The following is a 17,405-nucleotide window of genomic DNA, read 5'->3' on the forward strand; positions in this document are numbered from 1 at the left end:
CCAACGTAGTCTGATCGCCACCCGCTGCATTCGGGGTCTCTTGACCGGCGCGCTCGTCCGTCGACCTCTTCGGTCGCCCCGCCTCCCTCGGGCGGCGCGACGCTAGGCTGCAGGGAGGCCAAGGGCCGCCCGCACCTCCGGCCCGGACATTCCGGTGTCGTAGACCGGCGCGCCCATATCGAACTCGCGCGAGCGGTCGAGCGGACCGACGACCACCGGATCGAAGCCGGCGTCCGTCACCAGCGCGGCCGCGGTGCGCAGCGCCTCGGCGTCGTCCGACGCGAGCGGGATCCCGACGCGGGGGGCGGCCCGGTGCGCCTCGCGCTCCAGCGTGCGGTCCCAGACGGTGTTGAAGGCGCGCACGATGCGGACGCCCGAAAACCACTCGCGCAGGTAGGGACCGGTCCCTCGGCCCGACCGCGTGACCTCCTCGGCCATGGGCCCGTCACGGTTCGGATAGGGGTTCGAGGTGTCGAGGACGACCTTGCCGCCGAAGGCTCCGCTCATCGTGCGACCGTATTCCGGCAACGCGCCGAAAGGGACCGACAACAGCACGGCGTCGCCGAAGGCGATTGCCTGTTCCGGTGTGCCTGCCCTTGCGCTGCCGCCCGCCTGCTCGACGAGCCCAACCAAGTTCCGCGGATTGCGCGACGAGAACAGGACCTCGTGCCCCGCCCTGGACCAGAGCGTTCCGATCAGGCCGCCGATTCGGCCGCTGCCCACGATGCCGATCCTCATGGTTCGTCCTGCCTTTGGTCAGAGTGCGTTGAGATGAGGCGCACGCGTCGGCTGACGCGTCTTGCCGGCATCACGGTCCGGGGGCCCGCCGGGCGCTCGGCGTCAGGCCACGAAGCGCACGACGCCGCCGTCCACGCGCAGCGCGGCGCCGCTGGTCGCCGACGCCTGCTCCGAGCAGGCGTAGACGATCATGTTCGCGACCTCTTCGGCGGTGGCGAAGCGCCGGATCAGGCTCGTCGGGCGCAGTACCTTCAGGAAGCGCTGCTCGGCATCCTCCACCGTGATGCCATCCGCCTCGGCCTGCTTCGCCATGAACTCGCCGAGGATCTCGGACCGGGTCGGCCCCGGCAGCACGGCGTTCACCGTGACGCCCGTGCCCGCCACCGCCTCGGCCAGGCCGCGCGAGACGGCGAGCTGGGCGGTCTTGGTCATCCCGTAGTCGAGCATCTCCTTGGGCGTGTTGACCCCGGACTCGCTGCTGACGAAGACGACGCGCCCCCAGCCCTTGTCGACCATGCGCGGCAGGTAGTGGCGCGACATGCGCACGCCGCTCATGACGTTGAGGTGGAACAGGCCGAGCCAGTCGGCGTCGGGGATGGCCGCGATGTCCCGGATGCCCCGGTACTCCCGGAGGTACGCCGTGCCGACGTTGTTCACGAGGATAGCGGCGTCCGGCGCCTCCGCGATGAAGGCACTGGCGCCCTCCGCGGTCGACAGGTCGGCGGCGATGCCGGAGACCGTGGCTCCCGGGACTGCCGCACGTATCCCTCGCATCGCCTCGTCGACCCGCGCCTGGGTGCGGCCGTTGACGATGACCGAGGCACCCGCCCGGGCCAGCCCCTCCGCGGTCGCCCGGCCGATGCCGGCGGTGGAGCCGGTGACGACGGCCGTCCGGCCGCCCAGATCGATCTTCATGGTTTCGCCTCTCTGGTTCGGCGCCGGTCGCCCCACGGGACGCCGGCGCCAGGTCGTCAGAGCTCGATGCCCGCCGCCGCGAGGGCGCCGTCGATGCGGTCGTCGACCTCGCGCTTCGTCGCGGCCCAGGCCGGCACCGTGGCCAGCAACCGTTGTTGCCAGGCGACGAGGTTCGGGAACTCGTTGAGCGGGATCCTCGTCCGCTCGTTCTGCGAGAACGGGCCGGCGACGTCGAAGTCGGCCAGCGTCAGCCGGTCGCCGACGATGTGGCTGTGCTTGGCGAGATGGGCGTCCAGCACCGCGGCGGCCGCCCGGATCTTGTCGGCCGCCAGCTTGACGATGGCCCCGTCGGCGGGCTGCCCCATGAAGCGCTTGCCCAGCACCTCGTCGAAGGTGAGCGTCGCGAAGACCCGCCACTGCTCGCCCGACCAGAACATCCACTGGAGGATCTCGAACCGCTCGCGGGCCGTCCGACCCGCCAAGTCGCTTCCCGCCTTCTCGGCGAGGTAGAGGTTGATGGCCGCGGACTCGTAGAGGACGAGGTCGCCATCCACCATCACGGGCGACAGCCCGTGCGGGTTCAGCTCCAGGAACTCGGGCGTATGGCTCTCGCCCTTGAAGAGATCGATATCCACGATCTCGATGTCGACGCCCATCGCAGCCGCGGCTGCGGTCACGCGACGGCGGCTGCCCGAACCGGGGTCGCCGTAGATCTTGATGGCCATGGCAAGGCACTCCTTCTCTCGGGTGATGGTCTCTCGGGGGGATGACGGCGGTCAGGCCGTGACGCCGACGCGCAGCCGGTCGAGGACGGGCAGCAGCTCGGACGGGTCGGGTCGCCGCGTGTAGTCGGGGTTGACCTCGGCGTAGGCGATCACGCCGTCCGTCGCGATCACGTAGCGGGCCGGCATCGGCAGGACCCAGGCCGGATCGTCGTTGATCCTGGCGAGGTCGTTGCCGAACTGGCGGTAGACCTCCATCAGGTCGTCCGGCAGCGCGAAGCGCAGGCCGAACCTGGAGGCGACGGCGGCGCCGGGGTCGCTCAGGATCGGGAAGCCCAGCTTGTTGTCGCGCTGGGACTTGCGGCTGTTCGCCTGCGTCTGCGGAGAGATTGCGACGAGGCTCGCGCCCCGCGCCTCGATCTCGGGCCGGACTTCCTCAAGGGCCTGGAGGTCGTAGTTGCAGTAAGGGCACCAGACCCCGCGGTAGAAGGTGGCCACGATTGGCCCCCGCCCGAGCAGCGACCGCGAGCTCACGTCGTTCCCATCCGCGTCCCTGAGCGTGAACTCGGGCGCGACGTCGCCGGCCTTGAGGGCGCGGTCGACCTGCCCGCCGTCGACCAGCGCCTGGGTCGCGCGCCGCATCGTGTCGAGCTGGTCGCGGTTCGGCACCAACGGGAAGCGTCCGTTCTCGAAAGCCTCGCGCAGGGCGTCGAGCTTGTCCTGAAGCCTCATCGCCGTTCTCCCCGGCACCGCATCGGCGCCGTGATCCGGGAGGTAGGCCATCTGCCAAAAACCGTGTATCCGCTTCCCGCGAACATCATTTATCCGGATTACGAATGAGCGACCGCTGGCAGGAGATGTCCGTGTTCGTCCGCGTTGCGGAGACCGGCAGCCTATCGCGCGCGGGACGCGAGCTGATGCTCTCGCAGCCCTCCGTGTCGCGCATCGTCGGTGCGCTGGAGGCGCGGCTGGGCACGACGCTGCTCCTGCGCACCACCCGCAGCATCTCGCTGACGGAAGCCGGCAGCCTCTACCTGGAACGCGCCAGATCCCTCCTCGCGGAGGTCGAGGAGGCCGAGCAGGCGGCACGGGGGGTGGATTCGCTGCAGGGCGTCATCCGCCTCGCGCTGCCGGTGCTGTACGGCTCACGGGCGGTCATCCCCGCGCTCTCGACGTTCCTGGCACGACATCCGGACCTGAGGGTTGAGATCACCATGAGCGATGCGCGCCAGAACCTCGTCACGGACGGGGTCGACGTCGCCATCCGCATGGGTGTCGGGCCGCTGGCGGACTCCTCCTTCGGAGCCCGCAGGGTCGCGGCGGTCGAGCGGCTGGTCGTCGCGTCTCCGGCCTATCTCTCGGCCCGCGGCACGCCGGCCAACCCGGCCGAGCTCGCCGGCCACGACTGCATCGTCCAGCACGGCCTGTTCGGTCGCGAGAGTTGGCGCTTCACGCACAATCGGACCGCCACCTCCGTCGACGTCCCCGCCAAGCTCTGGATCAACTCGGCGTCCGGCATCCTCGCCGCCGCGGTCGCGGGGCTGGGCATCGCGCTGGCGACCCGTGTCATGGTCGGGGAGGAGCTGCGAACCGGCCAGCTCACGCATCTGCTCGAACCCTATCGGCTCGATCCGGCGGAGGTCTATGCGGTCTTCCCGGCGGGTCCGAGGCCGTCGGCGAAGGTCCGCGCCATCGTGGATCATCTCGGAGCGTCGCTCGCTCCGGGTTGAACAGCGACGTTGTCACGCATGGCCGACATGGAGAGCCGGGCCGGCCAGGGCACTACCGTGACCCACCACCTGCCCCTGGCGTAGGAGGCGGTGCCGGCGGAGACCAATAAGCTCGCGGACATGGTTGCGGGCGGCTCCGCCTCCGCCCGGGTCGTGCCGGTCGACGACAACGACGAGGTGTACGCCGTCACGGCCTCCTACCCTGTGGATGCGGGCTTCCGGGTCGACGAGGCCGTCAGCGCTCAAGCCGGCCTGGGCTCGCTTGAGCGGGGTGGTACCTCATCCTGGGGAGTGACCTGATCATGCCCGGCGGCATGGGCGGGCATGCCGCTCATGCCGCTCATGCCGCTCATGCCGCCTCGGCGCCTACGTGACGGTACACCCCGTGGCAACCGACTCAAGCGCCCTCGACGCGGTAGCGGAGCCAGACCATGCCGCCCTCCAGGGTCTCGGTGTGGAAGTGGCGAAGCGCCTGACCGGCGCCGGGCCGCTCGTCGGGCTCGCCCGCGTACTCGAAGATGGTGGGGACACCTGCCAAGCCGTCGACGGCCGGAAAGATGAGCACGCTGATCTCGTCGATCAGGCCAGCCTTCAGGAAGGCGCCGTTGACGGCCGCGCCCCCTTCCAGCAGCAGGGTTTCTACGCCGAAGGTCTCGCCGAGCGCGTCCATGGCCTTGGCGAGGTCGCGACCGTCACGACCCGCGAACAGGTAGGACACGCCGTCCTCGCGCAGCTCGGCGAGGTAGGCGTCGGACACCGTCTCCGAGAGCACCGCGACGGCATGGTCACCCAAGAGGTTGTCCTGCCCGTAGTGGACCTTGCCGTGCGGGTCGATGGCGACCGCGAGGTTCCGGTCGCGGCGGTCGCCGACGAACGGCTCGCGCGAGCTCACGCCGGGGCCGGTCACCGGCCGCGCCTTGCCCTTCGAGATCTCCTGCATGGTCACGCGCCCGCACATCCAGCCCTGGGCGCCGAACTTGGCGGAGACCTCGTCGTAGTGTTGCCGGAGCCGGGCCCCGTCCACGCCGGATGCCGGGACGGTGAAGCGGCTGGGGTGCAGCTTGCCGTCGATGGACGTCACCATGTGGCAGATGATCTTCGGGCGCATCGGGTTCCTCGCGTTCGGGTGGCCTGTCGATATCCTCGACGGACGGCGGAGCGACTGGCTAGAGCGTTGAGATGTGGGCGTGGTCGCGCCACCTTGCGGCGGCGATGTTCGCGCTTCGGCCCTCCCACTGCAGGAGCTTGCCCTTGTAGGTTCCGCTCACCTTCCAGACAGCCTTGGATTTCTGCTCCACCGCGAGCTCGAACTTCTCCCCGCGGACGACCACGGTCTTGGTCATGCGACGCCCTTCTTTTCGCCGACGATGCCGGTACGGACGGACCGCCGGTAGTGCAGGACGTTCGATACACCCTGCCGCCACGACCGATTAGCCGCTAATATCCACATGAGCTCATGAGCGGTGATTATGAATGGCGCGCGAGAACCTGAACGACCTGCTCGCCTTCGTGACGGTCGCGCAGGAGCGCAGCTTCACCCGCGCGGCGCCCAAGCTCGGCGTGACGCAGTCGGCCCTCAGCCACGCCATGAACGGGCTTGAGGAGCGGCTCGGCGTCCGCCTCCTGAACCGCTCCACCCGCAGCGTCGCCCCGACGGAAGCCGGCGAGCGCCTCCTGCGCATCGTTGGCCCGCAATTCGAGGGCATCGAGGCCGACCTCGCAGCCCTGACCGAGATGCGCGAGAAGCCGGCCGGCACCGTCCGGATCTCGTCCGGCGACCACGCCGCCGGCATCCTCCTGCCCGCCCTTGAGCGGCTCGTGCCGGAGTACCCGGACATCAAGGTGGAGGTCATCGTCGACAACGGCCTCACCGACATCGTCGCCGGGCGCTTCGACGCCGGCGTCCGCTTGGGCGAGGCGGTCGAGAAGGACATGATCGCGACCCGCATCGGGCCCGAGATGCGCATGGCCGTTGTCGGCTCCCCTGCCTACCTCAAGGGCCGGGGCAAGCCGCGCGTCCCCCAGGACCTGACGGACCACTCCTGCATCAACATCCACCTGGCGAGCTACGGCGGCCACTATGCCTGGGAGTTCGAGAAGGGCGGCCAGGAAGTGAAGGTGCGGGTGGAAGGCCCGCTCGCCTTCAACGCCATCGACCTGAACCGGAAGGCGGCCCTGGCCGGCCTCGGGCTGGCCTACGTCCCCGAGGACCTCGTGCTGGTCGACATCGCCGAGGGCCGGCTCACCCACGTCCTCGCGGACTGGTGCCCGCCGTTCCCGGGCTACCACCTGTACTACCCGAGCCGCCGCCAGGCCTCGCCGGCCTTCGCGGTCGTGGTGGAAGCGTTGCGTCACCGGGGCTGAGGCGCGCCAGGGTTCGCCGATGGTCATCCGGCGAACATGGCCGCATCCATGCGCGGCGCGCCGGATCGAGATGGCCGAATCCCGACGGCTTCGCGGTCCAACCTGACCGGCTCGGCTGGGAGAAGGACCGCCCAGGGTGGCAGGCGGGCTTCGGCGCCGTGCCTGGAAGCTGACCTCCGGCCCTCGACCGAGGCCGCATGGGAATGCGCTAAAGCGCCCTGACGAAGCGTACGAAGGCCGCGAGCGCCGGATCGCGGCGATGGCTCCGAGGGAAGTAGATGCGGGGTCCGTCAAACTCCAGCGGCCAGTCGTCCAACAGGGTGGTGAGCTCACCGCGTTTGACATGATGGGCGACGAACTCCTCGAAGGTGAACAAGACGCCGTTTCCAGCGATGGCTGCGGCGACCTGGATGTCGCTTGAGGCAGTTATCAGCCGCCCTTCCGGCCGCACCCTGATCCGTTCGCCATCTCGCTCGAACTCCCAGACGGCCACACGTCCGCTCGGGAACAGGTGCCCGATGCCCGCATGGGCTTCCAGTTCCGCCGGATGGCGTGGCGTGCCGTGTGCGGCCAGATACGCCGGGGACGCCACGCCAACATACCGCTGACGCCTCGGTCCGATTGGCACTGCCATCATGTCGGCTGCGATGTGCTCGTCGTAGCGGATGCCAGCGACGCATCCCGCCTCCATGACGTCGACCAAGCCTTCGGTCACGCTGATCTCAAGTCGGATGCGAGGATGGGCGGCGAGAAAGGCGGCGGCGATCGGGGGGAGGATGTGGCGTGCGACGACGCCGGGCACATCGAGCTTCAGCGTGCCGCCCGGCTCACCACCGGGCGTCAGGTCGTCGTAGGCCACCGCGATTTCCGTCAAGGCGGGGCGCAGCCTTTCCAGGAGCCGCTGACCAGCTTCCGTCGGCACGATGCTCCTGGTGGTTCGATTGAAGAGGCGGACGCCCGTCGCCTGTTCCAGCCGCTGGACGGCATCACTGAGCGAGGACGCCGAAACGCCATGGCGTTGCGCGGCAGCCCGAAATCCCCCGGCATCGGCGACCCGCATGAACGAACCCAGGTCATTGAGGTCGGCACCTGCCATTGTCCGGCTCCGCGAACGCCTCGTTCGTTCGTGGGCGTCTTATCGGACAATAGGTCGATGGCCTACTGCATTCTCGGGAGCCCCGCCGATGGGGTTCATGAATGGAGGGTGCAATGGAGACGCGTCGTCTCGGCCCGAACGGGCCGATGGTGTCGGCAATCGGCCTCGGCTGCATGGGCATGTCGGAGTTCTACGGCCACAGCGACCGTGTCGCCGCCCTTGCCACGATCTCGGCGGCAATCGAGGCGGGGGTCACCCTGTTCGACACGGGCGACTTCTACGGCATGGGTCACAACGAATTGCTCTTGGCCGAGGGCCTGCGCGGTAAACGCAGCAGGGCTTTCATCCAGGTGAAGTTCGGCGCCCAGCGAGGGCCGGACGGCGCGTTCGTCGGGACCGACGCGCGCCCTTCCGCCCTGAAGACCGCGTTGGCCTACTCGCTACGGCGTCTCGGGACCGACCACGTCGATCTCTACCAGACGGGCCTCGACCCGGCCGTCCCGGTCGAGGACACGGTCGGCGCCATAGGAGACCTCGTGCGACAGGGTTACGTCCGGCACGTCGGCATCACCAACGTCGATGCCGCGACCTTGCGGCGGGCCCACGCGGCGCATCCGGTCACGGCGCTGCAATTCGAGTATGGGCTAATGTCCCGCGACATCGAAGGCGAGGTGTTGCCGACCTGCCGAGAGCTTGGCATCGGCGTCACGGCCTACGGCGTCCTCGGCCGGGGCCTGCTGACGGGCAGTTCGGGAAGCGGCGCGGGCGACTTCCGGGCGGCCGTCTTCCCACGTTTCCAAGGGGTGAACCGGGCTCGCAACGGAGAGCTTGCGGGCGCGCTGCACCAAGTCGCGCGGACTTACGGGATCACGGTCGCGCAGGCGGCCATCGGTTGGGCTGCAAGCCAGGGCGACGACATCGTCCCCCTGGTCGGCGCTCGCACGCCGAAGCGTCTGACTGAAGCGTTGGCATCGCCCTTACGGCTGTCGCCTGAAGCCCTGTCGGCCATTGACAAGGCGGTTCCGCAAGACGCGGTTAGCGGGAGCCGTGAGATGATCGCGCACGGTTGAGCAGGAGCGAGCGCGGAGATCAGGCCGACAACCGGTTCGCGCTCCGCCGGTCGATCTTCCATCCACGGCGGCCATGCCGCGCCACTCCACCAGGCGGCCCGCCAGCGGACATCCCCAAGGCCGCTCGGGATCGGAAGCCGATGCCTGCTCGACCCGGCAGGATGCGCAAGGACCCGGATCGTCAACGATTTCCATAGAGGGGCGCCGCCTTTGCGAAGGCCCTCGCGTGGAAGACGGTCGCGCCCTGCCCGCCGTTCCCGTCGCTCGTCACGACGAGGATCTCGTCGGTGCCCGGTCGCAGGGCCATGCTGGTCGAGTGCAGGTTGTGGCCCCCGTCGCGCCCCGGCAGCAGCACCTGCCCGATGGGGATGCCGTTCCGGTTGAATGCCAGCACCCGGCCCTGGCCGTAGATGGCGACGTAGAGGTTGCCGTCGGCGTCGGCGCGCATCGAGTCGGGCGCGGGGCCGGTGAAGTGATAGGCGACCGCTGTCCCGAACGGCGCGGGCGTGGTGGCGTCGGCGAGCTCGACCCGGTGCAGCAGGTTGCGGCTGAACTCCGTGACCCACAGCGTCCTGCCGTCCGGGCTCAGGGCGACGCCGTTGGCCATCGCGAGGTGCGGCAGCACGGGCGTGACGGTCTTCAGGTCGGGGGCGACGTAGTACACGCCCCCCTTCGGGTCGGTCGAGGTTCCACGGAAGTCGGTGAAGTAGAAGCCGCCTTGGGCGTCGAACACGAGGTCGTTCGGCATGTAGCCGGCCTTTGTCGGTACGACCTCACGCAGGCCCGAGCCGTCCGGCGCGACCGAGACGACGGCGCCGACGCCCTTCGCGAAATCCATGGCGGCGATGAAGACGCGCCCGTCCTGGTGGAGCGCGATGCCGCCGGGGCCGAGGCTTTCCAGGCTGACCAGCGTCGATAGCCGCTTGTCCGGCGACGCACGGAGCACGCGCCGGCCGGCCACGTCGCAGAACAGGAGGTCGCCGTCCCGGTCGAACGCCGGCCCCTCAAGCACCAACCCCTCGGACGACACCCTCAGCCAGGGCTCCGCGACCACCGCCTGCAAGCCGCGTTCGGAGGGCGGTATCGGGACGGGGCCGCGGGTCTGCGCGTCGTAGGCGAGCCCGGGGACCGCCCCGCCGCCCTGCTGCGCGTACGCCGCCGGGGCAGCCCACGCGACAAGCAGCGCCGCGAGCTGGAGGGTGTACCGTGCCCTGGTTCGGAGCATGTCCCCGCCTCCGTGAATGGTCACGCCGATTCCGGACGGCCTACCAGGCGTAGGCGACAGGCGCCTCGTCGCCGGGGCCGGGCCAGATCTCGTCCAGCCTCGCCAGCGTCTCGCCGGAGAGGGCCAGCGACGGCGCCCTCAGGTTCTGGCGCAACTGCTCGACCGTGCGCGGGCCGGTGATGGCCGCGGTGACCACCGGGTTGTGCAGGAGCCAGGCGAGCGCCACGTCGGAGGGAGCCTCGCCGATCTCGGCGCAGAGCGCCTCGTAGGCTTCGAGCTGCGGACGGAGCTTGTCGATCCGCTGCTGCAGGTGCGGGCTCGCCCTCCGACCCTCGTTCGCCTTGCGAAGGACGCCGCCCAGCAGCCCCATGCCGACCGGGCTCCACGGGATGAGGCCGATGCCGAAGTGGCGCAGGGCCGGGATCACCTCCAACTCCACCGTGCGCTGGGTCAGGTTGTAGAGGCTCTGCTCGGAAGCGAGCCCCAGCAAGTTGCGCGCGGTGGCCGTGCACTGGGCGGTGGCGATGTCCCAGCCGGCGAAGTTGCTCGACCCGACGTAGGTGATCTTGCCCTCGCGGATGAGCTGCTCCATCGCCTGCCAGATCTCCGCCCATGGCGTCGCCCGGTCGACGTGGTGCATCTGGTAGAGGTCGATGTGGTCGGTCTTCAGCCGGCGCAGGCTGGCCTCGCAGGCCCGGCGGATGTGGTAGGCCGACAGGTACTTGTCGTTCGGCCCCGTCCCCATCGGCTGGTAGACCTTGGTCGCCAGTACGATCCGGTCACGGCGGCCGGTGTCCTGGGCGAGCCAGCGGCCAATGATCTCCTCGGAGACGCCGTAGCCCTTCGCCATGTCGGGCGATTGCGGGCCGCCGTAGACGTCAGCCGTATCGAAGAAGTTGATGCCGGCGGCGAGCGCCTCGTCCATGACCGCGAAGCTCGTCGCCTCGTCGGTCAGCTCGCCGAAGTTCATGGTGCCGAGCGCCAAGCGGCTGACCCGCAGGCCGGTCCGGCCGAGATGCGTGGTGTCCATCGGATCGCTCCCGAATTCCGTCGTCGTCGAAAGGGGTCGTGGGCCGGCCGCGCTCAGTTCGCGGTGTAGCCGCCGTCCACCGGCAGGGCGACGCCGAGGACGAAGCTCGCCGCATCGCTGCAGAGCCAGAGCACGGCCGCGCCGACCTCCTCGGGACGGCCGAGGCGCCCGATGACCTGCTTCTGCATGATCACCTCCATGGCCTCGGGCTGCTCGGCGAGCATCCTGGCCACCATCGGCGTGTCGATGGTGGCCGGGCAGACCGCGTTGAGCCGGATGCCACGCGCGGCGTTCTCCAGGGCCGCGCTCTGGGTCAGGCCGATCACGCCGTACTTCGTGCCGTGGTAGGCGGCGAGGCCCGGGTTGCCGATGAGGCCGCCGATGGACGAACAGTTCACGATGGCGCCGCTGCCCTGCCGCCGCATCTGGCGTAGCTCCGCCTGCATGCAGTTCCAGACGCCGCGCAGGTTGACCGACATCACCCGCTCGTAGTCCTCGTCCGGCACGTCGACGACGTCGTTCGGCGGGATCTGGATGCCGGCGTTGTTGAAGGCCGCGTCCAGGCGCCCGAAGGTGTCGACGGTACGCCGGACCATGGCCTCGACCTCGGCCTTGTCGGACACGTCGCATCGGACGCCGAGCACCGTATGGCCGGCGGCCTCAAGCCCGGCGACGGCCTCGCCGAGGGCCTCCTCGTTGTGGTCGGACAGGACAACCGCCGCGCCGGCCTCGGCGAACAACCTGGCGGTCGCCAAGCCCACGCCCATGGCTGCGCCGGTCACGAGGGCGACCTTGTTCTCGAAGGTGATCTGCATGTCGGTACCCTTTCGTTCAGGGTGGTGATCGGCCTAGGCGGCCACGGTCCGGTTGCCCTGGCGCCAGGCCAGGACGGTGACGACGGTCGCCGCGCCGAAGGCGAGTGCGCCGAACTCGAAGGTGCTCCGGTACCCGCCGCCGTCGTAGGCGACGCCCCCGAGGGTGGCGCCGAGCGCGATGGCCATCTGCACGACGGCGACGAAGAGCCCGCCGCCGGCCTCGGCGTCGTCGGGCAGCACACGGCTCACCCAGGTCCACCACGCGACGGGGGCGGCCGTGCCGACGAGACCCCAGCACGCGAGCAGGACCGTCACCGCGAACGGCGACGCGCCGAACGCCATGGTCGCGATGCCGATGGCCGCCATCGCGACCGGCGTCGCGATGAGGATGCTGTAGAGGCGCGCCTTGAGAAGCAGGCCGATCAGGTAGGTGCCGAGCAGGCCCGATCCGCCCATGACGAGCAGGATGAGGGACAGGGTGGTGACGCCGACCTGCGTGACCGTCTCAAGGAACGGACGCAGGTAGGTGAACACGGCGAACTGCCCGAGGAAAAACAGCGAGGAGCCGAGCATCCCGAGGGGGACCGTGCGTCGGCGGAGGACCCGGAACACCGTGCCGCCCTGGGCCGTCCCGCGCGCGGACGGCATCGCGGGAAGGCTCGCGAACAGCCAGGCCAGCGTCACGGCCGCGAGCGGGACGACGCAGAAGAAGGCGCCGCGCCATCCGATGTACTGCCCGAGGAAGCTGCCGAGCGGCGCCGCGACGGTCGTCGCCAGGGCGTTGCCGCCGTTCAGCAGGCCGAGCGCCTGCGGAACCTGTGCCTCGGGCACCAGGCGCATGGCGGTGGCCGCCGACATCGACCAGAAGCCGCCGATGACGACGCCGACCAATGCGCGCCCGGCCATGAACACCAGCGCGTTGGGAGCGAGCGCCACCATCAGGCCCGACACCATCATCAGCACGGTCAAGGACAGCAGGACGACGCGCCGGTCGATGCCGCGCGTGGCGGTCGAGACCGAGAGGCTCGTGATCACCGCGAACAGGCCCGAGACGGCGATGGCCTGTCCGGCGTTGCCCTCGGACATGTGCAGGTCGCCGGCGATGGGCGTCAGCAGGCTGACCGGCATGAACTCGGAGGCGACCAGGGTCGCGCTGCACAGGGCCATCGCGAACACCGCCGCCCAGCCGCGGGTCGCAGGCGCGCCCGTTTTGTCCATGAACGCGTTCTCGGTCGCGCAGGCTTGGTTCGCGTTCATGGGCAAAGGCGCCCCTTTCCTGGTCGTCGTGGCTGGTGGCGACCGTTTCCGGTCGTGGAGCGGGCCTGGGGCCTCGCCGGTCCCCTGTCGGCCGGCGGGGCGGCACTGCGCCGCCGCCGCCGCGTTCGTGAGGGAAGCTACCGGCCGGGGCCGGTCCGGATTAGGCGCTCAATTCGACATGGGCCTATGAAGCCCGCTTATGGATGCGGCCTCGCGGGGCCTGGAGCAGCCGGAGTGCGACCGCCGCGGCGCAGGCCACCGGGACGGCGCTCGCGAGAAACACCGCACCGAATCCGGCATGTCCCGCGACGAGGCCGAGAGCCGGCCCCGAGACGCCCAGAGCGAGGTCGAGGCAGGCGGTGTAGGCGCCCATGGCCGTGCCCCGGCTCTCCGATGGGGCACGGCGGACGGCCTCGACCCCGAAGCCGGGGAAGACGAGCGCGTAGCCGAAGCCCGTCAGCGCGGCGCCGGCCGCCGCCAGGGTGACCGTCGGCGCGATGCCCATCAGGACCAGGCCGGCCGCCTCGATCAGCACGCAGACCAAGGCCACCCTGGCGCCGCCGAGCCGGTCGGGCAGGTGTCCGAACACCAGCCGGGCGACGATGAGGGCCACCGCGTAGGCCGTGAAGGCCAGCCAGACCGGCCGCCACCCGTGCGCCGAGAACAGCAGGGCGCCGAAGGTGATCAGGGCCCCGAAGCCGATGCTGCTGAGGGCGGCGGCGAGACCGGGAAGCCAGATCCCGTCGACGACCGCCAGGAAGGACGCCGTCCCTCGATGGGTCGGGTCGGCGCCACGCACGGGGGCGATCAACGCCAAGGTGGCCAGCGGCGCCAGGGCCGTCGCCGCGGCGACCGCGGCGAAGCCGCCTCCCGCATACAGGGCGGTGCCGAGCGGGGCGCCGGCGGCGAACGCCGCGAACATCGCCGTCCCCGCCCAGGCGATGACCTTGCCGGCGTTCTGCGTGCCGGCTCGGGCCAAGCCCCAGGCGACGGCGCCCGTGATGACGAAGCTCTCGGCGCCGCCGAGGATCGCGCGGCCCGCCAGCAGGAGGCCGACCGAAGCCCACGGCGTGCCGACGACGGCGACGGAGCCGAGGTACAGCGCACCCGCCGCCCCGGCCGCGGCGAGCCCTGTGACCACGGCACGCTTGGGACCCCTGTCGTCCGACATGCGGCCGGACCAGAGCCGTGCCGCGAGGGCGGCGGCGAACTGGAAGCCGGTGACCAACCCGACCATGGCCGGCCCGTAGCCGAGCCCGTCGTGGACGTGCAGCGGCAGGACCGGCAAGGCGATGCCGATCACCAGGAACGCGACGAACACGACGGCGAGCAGCGGCATCAGGGCCGTCGCCACGGTGGTGCCGCTCGCCGGGATCGCGGGTGCGCGGGCGGCGGACGAGGTCAGGGCCGCCCGTCCTCCCGCGAGGCCGGCGACGCGTACTGCTCGTCGGTCACCTTCTCCAGCCAGTCCACCGGACTGCCGTTCAAGGCTTCCTGGATGGCGATGTGGCTCATCGCGGTGGTCGGGCCGGCGCCGTGCCAGTGCCGCTCCCCCGGGGGAAACCAGACGACGTCCCCGGGACGGATCTCCTCGACCGGGCCGCCCTCGCGCTGCACCCGGCCGCAGCCCGCGGTGACGATCAGGGTCTGTCCGAGGGGATGCGTGTGCCAGGCCGTGCGGGCGCCCGGCTCGAAGGTCACGAGGGCGCCGCCCGTGCGGGCCGGCTCGGCGGCGCTGAACAGCGGGTCGATGCGGACGGTGCCCGTGAACCATGCCTCCGGTCCCTTGCCCGAGGGCTGCGACCCTGCGCGCTTGATGTCCATGGCGACGCTCCTTCACGGCACCGCCGAGCGGGATGCGTCGGCGGTGGAATGCTCGCGACGGTAGCTAGCCGGTCGGGCGCCCCCGGATTAGATGCTGGGTTCCACTTGGGCCTATGAGCGAGGCTTATGAATGCTGCGCGAGAGCCTGAACGACCTCAGCGCCTTCGTGGCCGTCGCGCGCGAGCGGAGCTTCACGCGGGCCGCGGCGCAGCTCGGCGTCTCGCAGCCGGCTCTGAGCCAGACCGTGCGCGGGCTTGAGGCGCGCCTGGGCGTTCGCCTCCTCGCCCGCACGACCCGGAGCGTCTCGCCGACCGAGGCCGGAGAGCGGCTCCTCAGGGCCGTCGGTCCGCGGTTCGAGGAGATCGAGGCGGGGCTCGCCAGCCTGGCGGAGATGCGGGGCAAGCCGGCCGGCAACCTCCGGATCACCGCCGACGAGCACGCGGCACCCACGTTGCTCTGGCCGGCCCTGCGGCGCGTCCTCCCGGACCACCCGGACATCAAGGTCGAGGTCGTCGTCAGCAGCGTCCTGACCGACATCGTCGCCGAGCGCTTCGACGCCGGGGTCCGCTGGGGCGGCATCGTGGCCAAGGACATGACCGCGGTCCGGATCGGGCCGGACATGCGCATGGCCGCCGTCGCGGCCCCCTCGTACTTCGCGGGGCGGGCCAGGCCGCGGCGCCCGGAGGACCTCACCGCCCACGCCTGCATCAACCTGCGCCTGCCGACCCACGGCGGCCTCTACGCCTGGGAGTTCGAGAAGGACGGGCGCGAACTGAAGGTGTGGGTCGGGGGACAGTTGGTGTTCAACACCGAGGCGCTGCTCCTCCGGGCCGCGCTGGACGGCTTCGGCATCGCCTACCTGTTCGAGGACGGGGTGCGGACGCACCTTGAGGCCGGCACCCTGGTCCGGGTGCTGGAGGATTGGTGCGACCCGTTCCCCGGCTACCACCTCTACTTCCCGAGCCGCCGCGAGCCGGAGCCGGCGCTGGCCGTCCTGGTCGAGGCGCTGCGTTACCGGGGATGACCGAGGCGACCGCCCGCATCCATGCGGTAGGTGGAACTCCGTCGAAAGGTCGGATCGCGTGTCGCTCGGCCTGTGCGCCCTGGGCCGCGAGGGTGGGAAGGCGGACCGTCCCCGGGCGGCGCGAACAGATCGTTTCCAGAGCAAGAAGCGGAGTTCCCCGTCGCCCGCAGGCTCGCATAAGCGGCTCGTTGCCAAGCCACGGAGACACTCGTGACCGATCCCCACGTCACCATCGAGCCGTCGATCCTCTACCTCGGGACCCCGGTGGTCCTGATCAGCACGCAGAACGAGGACGGGACCGCCAACCTCGCGCCGATGTCGTCCGCATGGTGGCTCGGCTGGCGCTGCATGCTCGGCCTCCAGACCGCGTCCCAGACGCCGCAGAACATGATCCGCACGGGACAGTGCGTGCTCAACCTGGCCTCGCCCAAGCAGGCCGATGCCGTGAACAGGCTGGCCCGCCTGACCGGCACCAAGGAGATCCCCGTGCTGAAGCGGAAGCTGGGCTACGCCTACGAGCCCCGCAAGTTCGAGGTGGCCGGCCTGACGCCCCTCCCGTCGCATACGGTCGCCGCGCCGCGGGTCCTGGAATGCCCGATCCAGTTGGAGGCCGTCGTCGCGGCCCGGCACGGGATCATGGACGACGACCCCCAGGTCGCCGGCCTGATCTCGGCCTTCGAGGTGCGCATCACCCGCGTGCACGTGCATCCCGACCTGCTCATGGAAGGGCACGAGAACCGGATCGATCCTGCCAAATGGCAGCCGCTGATCATGAACTTCCAGAAGCTCTACGGCGTCTCCCCCGCCGAGATCGTCCCGTCCCGCCTCGCCGAGATCGACGAGTTGGCCTATCGCATGCCCGACGTCGACCGGGCGCGCGGCGAGGCCGACCTGGCTGCCTGAGATCGGCCGCCGGCATCCTCGCCGATGCGGCGAGGCCGGCATCGTCCGCCGCGGATTCGGGAGCAAGGAACGGAGCGCGTTGCCCTCGGCGCACGGATATCGAGGGGCTTCGTGAGGAGCCCCTCGATGCATGTCGGCAACCCGCAACCGGTCCTGGATCTCGGGACGCCCGTGGCGCTCCTCTGCACCATGGAGGAGGATGGAAGCCTCCACCTCGCGGCGGTGACGTCGGCGTGGTGGATGGGGCCTCGCTGCGTATTGGGCCTGCACGACGTCTCCAGGGCCTCCGCCAACCTGCGGCGCACGCGCGAGGTCGTCGTCAACATGCCGGCCGCCGGCCAGGCCGAGACGGTCGCCCGCCTCATCCGTGTGGCCGGAAGGGCGGCGGTCCCGGACGGAGGTCCGGAACGAGGCTACCGGTGCGCCAGGGACAGGATCGGCATCCTGGGCCTGACCCCGGTCCCGTCCGAGACGGTACGGCCGCCGCGCGTGTCCGAGTGTCCGATCCAGTTGGAAGCCGTCCTGGACGACGTCCACGCCCCCGCTCCGGGCAGCCCCCTTCCGGGGGACGTGGCGATCTTCGAAGTCCGGGTCACCCGCCTTCACCTGGACGCGTCGGTCCTCGCGGACGGCCGGCCGGACCGGATCGACCCCGACAGATGGCGCCCGCTGATCATGGGCTCGCCGTAATG

At 70.5% G+C, this 17,405-nt stretch carries 20 protein-coding genes; 7 read left to right on the forward strand and 13 right to left on the reverse strand.

What is annotated here, in order from left to right:
• Positions 1 to 102: 102 nt before the first annotated feature.
• The 4 genes from MMSR116_RS08215 to MMSR116_RS08230 all read right to left on the reverse strand — a co-directional run bounded on the left by MMSR116_RS08215 (position 103) and on the right by MMSR116_RS08230 (position 3,107).
• Entirely contained in the window at positions 103 to 738 is a 636-nt protein-coding gene (locus MMSR116_RS08215; RefSeq protein WP_010685659.1) for an NADPH-dependent F420 reductase, read from the reverse strand.
• 102 nt (positions 739 to 840) lie between these two features.
• On the reverse strand, positions 841 to 1,653 hold the full coding sequence (locus MMSR116_RS08220; RefSeq protein WP_010685658.1) for an SDR family NAD(P)-dependent oxidoreductase: 813 nt from the start codon (positions 1,651 to 1,653) through the stop codon (positions 841 to 843).
• Between the two features lie 56 nt (positions 1,654 to 1,709).
• Positions 1,710 to 2,378, reverse strand: a complete 669-nt coding sequence (locus tag MMSR116_RS08225) for a glutathione S-transferase family protein (RefSeq protein ID WP_010685657.1) — start codon at positions 2,376 to 2,378, stop codon at positions 1,710 to 1,712.
• A 51-nt stretch (positions 2,379 to 2,429) separates the two neighbouring features.
• Complete coding sequence (locus MMSR116_RS08230; RefSeq protein ID WP_039894115.1) at positions 2,430 to 3,107, reverse strand: peroxiredoxin-like family protein; 678 nt, start codon at positions 3,105 to 3,107, stop codon at positions 2,430 to 2,432.
• A gap of 104 nt (positions 3,108 to 3,211) precedes the next feature.
• Here MMSR116_RS08230 and MMSR116_RS08235 point away from each other — a divergent pair, with 104 nt between their 5' ends.
• Both MMSR116_RS08235 and MMSR116_RS08240 read left to right on the forward strand, forming a co-directional pair.
• Positions 3,212 to 4,105 carry a LysR family transcriptional regulator gene (locus tag MMSR116_RS08235; RefSeq protein WP_010685655.1) on the forward strand — a complete coding sequence of 298 codons (894 nt, stop codon included), beginning with the start codon at positions 3,212 to 3,214 and terminating at the stop codon, positions 4,103 to 4,105.
• A gap of 90 nt (positions 4,106 to 4,195) precedes the next feature.
• The gene (locus MMSR116_RS08240) at positions 4,196 to 4,405 is read left to right on the forward strand and encodes a hypothetical protein (RefSeq protein ID WP_039894081.1); all 210 of its coding nucleotides are present in this window, start codon (positions 4,196 to 4,198) and stop codon (positions 4,403 to 4,405) included.
• A 97-nt stretch (positions 4,406 to 4,502) separates the two neighbouring features.
• Here MMSR116_RS08240 and MMSR116_RS08245 read toward each other — a convergent pair whose 3' ends face one another.
• Both MMSR116_RS08245 and MMSR116_RS31325 read right to left on the reverse strand, forming a co-directional pair.
• Positions 4,503 to 5,213 carry a RibD family protein gene (locus tag MMSR116_RS08245; RefSeq protein ID WP_010685653.1) on the reverse strand — a complete coding sequence of 237 codons (711 nt, stop codon included), beginning with the start codon at positions 5,211 to 5,213 and terminating at the stop codon, positions 4,503 to 4,505.
• Between the two features lie 58 nt (positions 5,214 to 5,271).
• Positions 5,272 to 5,448 carry a hypothetical protein gene (locus tag MMSR116_RS31325; RefSeq protein WP_010685652.1) on the reverse strand — a complete coding sequence of 59 codons (177 nt, stop codon included), beginning with the start codon at positions 5,446 to 5,448 and terminating at the stop codon, positions 5,272 to 5,274.
• A 130-nt stretch (positions 5,449 to 5,578) separates the two neighbouring features.
• Here MMSR116_RS31325 and MMSR116_RS08250 point away from each other — a divergent pair, with 130 nt between their 5' ends.
• Positions 5,579 to 6,469: a LysR family transcriptional regulator gene (locus tag MMSR116_RS08250; protein ID WP_010685651.1), complete on the forward strand. Its 891-nt coding sequence runs from the start codon at positions 5,579 to 5,581 to the stop codon at positions 6,467 to 6,469.
• A gap of 208 nt (positions 6,470 to 6,677) precedes the next feature.
• On the opposite strand, the gene MMSR116_RS08255 is transcribed toward MMSR116_RS08250, so the two are convergent.
• Positions 6,678 to 7,565, reverse strand: coding sequence for a LysR family transcriptional regulator (locus MMSR116_RS08255; protein ID WP_010685650.1), 888 nt, complete (start codon positions 7,563 to 7,565; stop codon positions 6,678 to 6,680).
• Between the two features lie 113 nt (positions 7,566 to 7,678).
• Between MMSR116_RS08255 and MMSR116_RS08260 the strand changes: the two genes are divergently transcribed.
• Positions 7,679 to 8,635: an aldo/keto reductase gene (locus tag MMSR116_RS08260; RefSeq protein ID WP_039894111.1), complete on the forward strand. Its 957-nt coding sequence runs from the start codon at positions 7,679 to 7,681 to the stop codon at positions 8,633 to 8,635.
• 181 nt (positions 8,636 to 8,816) lie between these two features.
• On the opposite strand, the gene MMSR116_RS08265 is transcribed toward MMSR116_RS08260, so the two are convergent.
• The 6 genes from MMSR116_RS08265 to MMSR116_RS08290 form a co-directional block, all read right to left on the reverse strand.
• Positions 8,817 to 9,860, reverse strand: a complete 1,044-nt coding sequence (locus MMSR116_RS08265; protein WP_010685648.1) for an SMP-30/gluconolactonase/LRE family protein — start codon at positions 9,858 to 9,860, stop codon at positions 8,817 to 8,819.
• A 40-nt stretch (positions 9,861 to 9,900) separates the two neighbouring features.
• Complete coding sequence (locus tag MMSR116_RS08270; protein WP_010685647.1) at positions 9,901 to 10,890, reverse strand: aldo/keto reductase; 990 nt, start codon at positions 10,888 to 10,890, stop codon at positions 9,901 to 9,903.
• Between the two features lie 53 nt (positions 10,891 to 10,943).
• Positions 10,944 to 11,705, reverse strand: a complete 762-nt coding sequence (locus MMSR116_RS08275) for a glucose 1-dehydrogenase (protein ID WP_010685646.1) — start codon at positions 11,703 to 11,705, stop codon at positions 10,944 to 10,946.
• Between the two features lie 33 nt (positions 11,706 to 11,738).
• Positions 11,739 to 12,962 carry an MFS transporter gene (locus MMSR116_RS08280; protein ID WP_010685645.1) on the reverse strand — a complete coding sequence of 408 codons (1,224 nt, stop codon included), beginning with the start codon at positions 12,960 to 12,962 and terminating at the stop codon, positions 11,739 to 11,741.
• A 184-nt stretch (positions 12,963 to 13,146) separates the two neighbouring features.
• Entirely contained in the window at positions 13,147 to 14,337 is a 1,191-nt protein-coding gene (locus tag MMSR116_RS08285; RefSeq protein ID WP_039894109.1) for an arabinose transporter, read from the reverse strand.
• Between the two features lie 26 nt (positions 14,338 to 14,363).
• Positions 14,364 to 14,786 (reverse strand): (R)-mandelonitrile lyase, encoded by a 423-nt coding sequence (locus tag MMSR116_RS08290; RefSeq protein WP_010685643.1) that lies wholly within the window; start codon positions 14,784 to 14,786, stop codon positions 14,364 to 14,366.
• A gap of 130 nt (positions 14,787 to 14,916) precedes the next feature.
• On the opposite strand from MMSR116_RS08290, the gene MMSR116_RS08295 reads away from it, so the two are divergent.
• From MMSR116_RS08295 to MMSR116_RS08305, 3 genes are all read left to right on the forward strand, one after another.
• Entirely contained in the window at positions 14,917 to 15,810 is an 894-nt protein-coding gene (locus tag MMSR116_RS08295) for a LysR family transcriptional regulator (RefSeq protein WP_010685642.1), read from the forward strand.
• Positions 15,811 to 16,020: 210 nt separating this feature from the next.
• Positions 16,021 to 16,713 (forward strand): flavin reductase family protein, encoded by a 693-nt coding sequence (locus tag MMSR116_RS08300; protein ID WP_010685641.1) that lies wholly within the window; start codon positions 16,021 to 16,023, stop codon positions 16,711 to 16,713.
• A 111-nt stretch (positions 16,714 to 16,824) separates the two neighbouring features.
• Entirely contained in the window at positions 16,825 to 17,403 is a 579-nt protein-coding gene (locus MMSR116_RS08305) for a flavin reductase family protein (RefSeq protein WP_158168633.1), read from the forward strand.
• Positions 17,404 to 17,405: the final 2 nt, after the last annotated feature.

The organism is Methylobacterium mesophilicum SR1.6/6, from assembly GCF_000364445.2.
Lineage (GTDB): Bacteria > Pseudomonadota > Alphaproteobacteria > Rhizobiales > Beijerinckiaceae > Methylobacterium > Methylobacterium mesophilicum_A.

Bases quoted from the DNA above. Each gene is read 5' to 3' on its own strand.
- MMSR116_RS08275 (WP_010685646.1), bottom strand. From the start codon at position 11,705: ATGCAGATCACCTTCGAGAACAAGGTCGCCCTCGTGACCGGCGCAGCC.
- MMSR116_RS08215 (WP_010685659.1), bottom strand. From the start codon at position 738: ATGAGGATCGGCATCGTGGGCAGCGGCCGAATCGGCGGCCTGATCGGA.
- MMSR116_RS08250 (WP_010685651.1), top strand. From the start codon at position 5,579: ATGGCGCGCGAGAACCTGAACGACCTGCTCGCCTTCGTGACGGTCGCG.
- MMSR116_RS08290 (WP_010685643.1), bottom strand. From the start codon at position 14,786: ATGGACATCAAGCGCGCAGGGTCGCAGCCCTCGGGCAAGGGACCGGAG.
- MMSR116_RS08220 (WP_010685658.1), bottom strand. From the start codon at position 1,653: ATGAAGATCGATCTGGGCGGCCGGACGGCCGTCGTCACCGGCTCCACC.
- MMSR116_RS08265 (WP_010685648.1), bottom strand. From the start codon at position 9,860: ATGCTCCGAACCAGGGCACGGTACACCCTCCAGCTCGCGGCGCTGCTT.
- MMSR116_RS31325 (WP_010685652.1), bottom strand. From the start codon at position 5,448: ATGACCAAGACCGTGGTCGTCCGCGGGGAGAAGTTCGAGCTCGCGGTG.
- MMSR116_RS08230 (WP_039894115.1), bottom strand. From the start codon at position 3,107: ATGAGGCTTCAGGACAAGCTCGACGCCCTGCGCGAGGCTTTCGAGAAC.
- MMSR116_RS08255 (WP_010685650.1), bottom strand. From the start codon at position 7,565: ATGGCAGGTGCCGACCTCAATGACCTGGGTTCGTTCATGCGGGTCGCC.
- MMSR116_RS08225 (WP_010685657.1), bottom strand. From the start codon at position 2,378: ATGGCCATCAAGATCTACGGCGACCCCGGTTCGGGCAGCCGCCGTCGC.
- MMSR116_RS08245 (WP_010685653.1), bottom strand. From the start codon at position 5,213: ATGCGCCCGAAGATCATCTGCCACATGGTGACGTCCATCGACGGCAAG.
- MMSR116_RS08280 (WP_010685645.1), bottom strand. From the start codon at position 12,962: ATGAACGCGAACCAAGCCTGCGCGACCGAGAACGCGTTCATGGACAAA.
- MMSR116_RS08260 (WP_039894111.1), top strand. From the start codon at position 7,679: ATGGAGACGCGTCGTCTCGGCCCGAACGGGCCGATGGTGTCGGCAATC.
- MMSR116_RS08235 (WP_010685655.1), top strand. From the start codon at position 3,212: ATGAGCGACCGCTGGCAGGAGATGTCCGTGTTCGTCCGCGTTGCGGAG.
- MMSR116_RS08295 (WP_010685642.1), top strand. From the start codon at position 14,917: ATGCTGCGCGAGAGCCTGAACGACCTCAGCGCCTTCGTGGCCGTCGCG.
- MMSR116_RS08270 (WP_010685647.1), bottom strand. From the start codon at position 10,890: ATGGACACCACGCATCTCGGCCGGACCGGCCTGCGGGTCAGCCGCTTG.